Annotated in this window: 3 protein-coding genes and 4 pseudogenes; 2 read left to right on the top strand and 5 right to left on the bottom strand. The window is 63.5% G+C overall.

Annotated elements, in window-relative coordinates; all coding sequences use genetic code 11:
- From AC0L21_RS37720 to AC0L21_RS37710, 3 genes and pseudogenes are all read right to left on the bottom strand, one after another.
- Positions 1 to 378 (bottom strand): transposase domain-containing protein (locus AC0L21_RS37720; RefSeq protein ID WP_473267033.1); only part of this gene is annotated, 378 nt, incomplete at its 3' end.
- Between the two features lie 45 nt (positions 379 to 423).
- Positions 424 to 570 carry an IS66 family insertion sequence element accessory protein TnpB gene (tnpB, locus tag AC0L21_RS37715; protein WP_473267035.1) on the bottom strand — a complete coding sequence of 49 codons (147 nt, stop codon included), beginning with the start codon at positions 568 to 570 and terminating at the stop codon, positions 424 to 426.
- A 72-nt stretch (positions 571 to 642) separates the two neighbouring features.
- Positions 643 to 1,326: pseudogene (locus AC0L21_RS37710) on the bottom strand (ISL3 family transposase); the annotation flags it as partial.
- 714 nt (positions 1,327 to 2,040) lie between these two features.
- On the opposite strand from AC0L21_RS37710, the pseudogene AC0L21_RS37705 reads away from it, so the two are divergent.
- Positions 2,041 to 2,284, top strand: a pseudogene (locus AC0L21_RS37705) (PRC-barrel domain-containing protein).
- Positions 2,285 to 2,609: 325 nt separating this feature from the next.
- Here AC0L21_RS37705 and AC0L21_RS37700 read toward each other — a convergent pair.
- Positions 2,610 to 3,225 (bottom strand): annotated as a pseudogene (locus AC0L21_RS37700) (IS5 family transposase); the annotation flags it as partial.
- Entirely contained in the window at positions 3,158 to 3,454 is a 297-nt protein-coding gene (locus AC0L21_RS37695) for a helix-turn-helix domain-containing protein (RefSeq protein WP_473267031.1), read from the bottom strand. The pseudogene AC0L21_RS37700 and the gene AC0L21_RS37695, both read right to left, overlap by 68 nt.
- Before the next feature lie 88 nt (positions 3,455 to 3,542).
- Here AC0L21_RS37695 and AC0L21_RS37690 point away from each other — a divergent pair.
- A pseudogene (locus tag AC0L21_RS37690) lies at positions 3,543 to 3,938 on the top strand (FAD-dependent monooxygenase); the annotation flags it as partial.

The following is a 3,938-nucleotide window of genomic DNA, read 5'->3' as shown; positions in this document are numbered from 1 at the left end:
GACTCGCTCGCGTTCGATGTCGTCCGGCCAGGGCTTGCGCACCGGCCGCTTGCGCGTGAAGGCGCGCACGCTCTGGGCTTTCGCCGCCGCGGCCCGCGCGGCAAGCTCATCCTCGCTCGCCGTGGTGGCGAGTTCTTCGAGCTCCAATTCCAACTGCTCGATCAGCCGCGCCGTGCGCTCGGAGCGCTGCCCGTACAATTCGCGTTTGAGTTTCTCGATCCGCAGTTCGAGATGCGCGATCAGCGCCGCGTTATCTGACAGCTCCGCTTGCGCGCTGGCAGCCATCGCCTCGGCTCGCAGCCGGGCCTCACGCTCGGCCTGCAGCGCCGCCAGGGCACTGACAAGATCCGATGGAAGGTCGTCCGGCTTCGATATCATGAAGCCATTGAATCAGATCAAGCAGCAGATTCAAACCCAAAACGGCTATCCGACCCGCGTCGGACGCTGGGTTTCTTGCGGGTTGCGCCAATCGATCCCGGACAACAGGTAACTCATCTGCGCCGGCGAGATCGTCACCGCATCGCCCGCAACCGAAGGCCAGATGAACCGCCCTCGCTCCAGTCTAGGCATGCTCCCTGGCCATCGTGCCAGATCACCTTCACAAGATCGCTTCGGCGACCGCGGAAGACAAACAGATGACCGCTCGCTGACGACGCGGAGCGAGCCGCGGAAGCCGCGCGCTGCTAGGCGGCGCCAGAGTTCAGCCCCGTTTCGACAGCCGGACACCCATTGATTATCGAGCCATGGCAAATGCAGATCCAACGAACTTTGCCGGGTCCGAAAAACATCGGTGCGTTCGCCGCGGATCACCTGCCGTACCAGCTTCCTGCTATGGCCAGTCTGGCGCACGATCTGCTTGATGGGTATGCCGCTCTTCGACAGAGCCAGGATGGCCGCATTGGTCTCCTCGCGGCGCAGGTAGCCTTCATACTGGAGGCGCTCGGCGGCTGTGAGCAGCGCGGGATCGATCGCGGTTGCACCGATGACGGTGCGAATCTGGCGCATCGATTTGCGGACGGCGTCAAGAAAGGCCCGACTGGCGTTCTCCATCAGATGCCAGCGGTCGGCGACCTGCACCGCGTGCGGCAAGGCTTTGGCTGCCGCTTCGCCATATCCGCCGCCACGATCGCGGGCGACGATTGCGATCGTGGGATGCGCAGCGAGCCAGGCTCGGGCGGTCGCGGGCTCACGATCCGGCAGCAGGGTGACTACCCGGCGCCTTTCCAGGTTGCAGACGATGCTGGCGTATCGGTGATTGCGACGCCAGGCCCAGTCATCGATGCCAATAACCTTGAGCGGCTCAGCCGGCGGACGGTGACGGCGCCGCTGAGCGGGTCCTTGCGCAGCACCTCCTGCACCTGGAGTGCCAGCGTCGGAAAGCCTCGCCGCATGTCCGTGTAGCCTGTCGCAAGCCACACGCGTGCGCCCGTCGGAACCGGGATCATCGGCGCACCAAAGCATCGAGAACGCGACGTAGTGCGTCTCCATCAACGTCGCCATCGACCCGGATGCAGTGCCCGCTACCAAGATCTATCTCGATGATGCCCAGTTCTCTTCCGTCGACGCGCCGCCGTCGTCGTCAGTGGCGCTTTTCATCGAAATGGCTGATGGTATGCTTTCACGACCGCATGCCCGCCCTCATCCGCCGGCGTCGCTGTGCGATCCGCACCGCGAGACGTAGCTGATTTATTTTGGCGACGTCCACGTTGGTGCGATCGGCCGCCGCGCAGGCGTGCCCACGTCGTCACCGCAATGGGGGCGCGGGTCTTGCGGCGGCTTCCATCCGGCATCGGCCAATGCCCCTGCCGACGCAGAGGTCCCGACGGGATTGCGCGACCACCTCGCCGCAGAAGCAGAACGCCATTCTTGACAGCCACATTCGTGTTGCTCAACGGGTCGCGGCCGTATGACGCAGACTTTGAAGATCCCTCCCGGCGGGAACCCCGTTCATTTCCGCCAGTTTTCAATTGTGCGTGCTCGCTGGAAACAGGATTGAATTGGAAAAGGCCATTCTACGCGCACCGGGCGCATTCGACATGTATGTCCGTAAGAGAGCTCGTGGTTTCTGAGGCTACGCCCCGGGCAGAAGAACGCGCCTCTGCAATTCTGCGGGAGTATCACCAAGCTGAGGCGGAATTGATCGGCAAGGCTGTAGTGCTTACGGACGGTAAGGCGGGCACCGTCGAGCAACTTTATTTTGGACGAAGAGCACGGTTTGCGGCTCTCCGTCGCAGGCCATCCTGGGAAGTGGCCGGTCTCAACGATCAAGCTGGTGCAGCAGTAGCTCGCGGCGCAGTCCAACCGACCGCCAACCGTCCCCCGGGGCGAGCACCTTGCCGGGGGGCGGGGGATGGGGGCGTCGAATGACGCCACCAATCGCGGCGGGCTCGAGGTATTAGGGAGAAAGCGCCATGGAAGGCGCGGCCAAGGCCTACGATCAATCGCGCGGATGCTGTGGGCGCGATTGAAGCTCGCCTCCTGACCCAAAAATGGCGCCTCACCCCTTCCATTCGGCCTTGCGCAAACCCTCGACGAGATGGTCGTGGTCTTCTGATCGCTCCGTTGTGCGGCCAAGCTGGCCCAGCGCCGCCGCCGACCAGCGTTCAGACTCAATTGATCCAATAGGCCACGACGGCGGCGAGGTGGACGGCAGCCAAGAAGTTTCTGGCAAGTTTGTCGTAGCGAGTAGCGACGCGCCTGAAATCCTTGAGCCGGCAGAAGCAGCGCTCGATAACATTGCGTCCTTTATAGGCGCGTTTGCTGAAGCTGTGGAGGGTCACCCTGTTGGACTTGTTCGGAATGACGGGTTTCGCGCCGCGATTGACGATTTCGGCGCGAAAGCCATCGCCATCGCAGCCGTTGTCTCCAATGAGGGAAGACATGGGCGGCGCGAGCTTCAAAAGGGCCGGCCCTGCGGCAATATCTGCGGCTTGTCCCGGAGTGAGACGAAATGCGCAAGGTTTGCAATCAGGGTCGCTCAGCGCGCGGATTTTCGTGGTCCGCCCGCCGCGCGAGCGGCCGATCGCCTGTTCATGCTCCCCCCTTTCCGCCGCCCGCCGACCGATGTGCTTTGATCGAGGTGGAGTCGATCGACAAAGTCAGGCCGTCGTTGCCGCAGCGGGCGAGCGCTTCAAAGATCGCCTGCCAATGTCCGCGCTTAGCCCAGCGATTGAACCCATTGTAGATCGTCGTGTAAGGGCCATAGTCGGGCGGGCAATCGCGCCAGCTCCGCGTGCCGGCGATGGCCCCGCCGCGTGCCGGAACCGGCAACGGCGCTGGCGAACAGCCGGGCCTCCAGCACAGCGTCGGTGACGTCATCGGGCAACGGCCAGGTCAGCCCCGCCGCCTCGAACCGACGGATCGTCAACCGCACCGTTGAAGGCGCCGTTCCCACCCGCCGCGCAATCTCGCGGGTCAGCATCCCGGCCGACTTCAATCTGATCACATGGCGCATCGCAAGCCTCTCCGTCGGCATCCAGGTCCCCCCTTCGCAAAGCCGAAAGGCGGGACCGTATCGGAGCCAGAAGAGGCCTCGTCACCCCCGGGCGACATCATCCCGGAATAGTGGGCGAGATCATTCCGGAATGGTGGGCGGCATCGAGCGGAATCAGCACGCGATCAAGGTCACCGAGGCGAAGACCGCTTTTCAGCGCGCGTGCGGTGCGCCGATATTTGCGAGGTTCTCTCATTTCTCACCTGGACCGCAGGCCATGCACTGGTGGCCGATAGCATGCAGCGGGGCAGGGTCTTCCTCCTCATGCGGCCCACCTCTTCATCCCCACCGGCGGTCTCGGCTACAACACGGCGATCGAGGATGCGGTGAATCTCGGCTGGAAGCTTGCAAGTGTCCTCAACGCTGTTGAGCTATCGCCGAAAGTTGGTGACGGCGGGAATCGGGAAGGCGGCATATCGTGGGGGTGCTTGACGCCTCCACTTCT

Source organism: Bradyrhizobium sp. WSM4873 (assembly GCF_055811355.1).
This window is presented reverse-complemented; position numbering and strand designations above follow the sequence as displayed.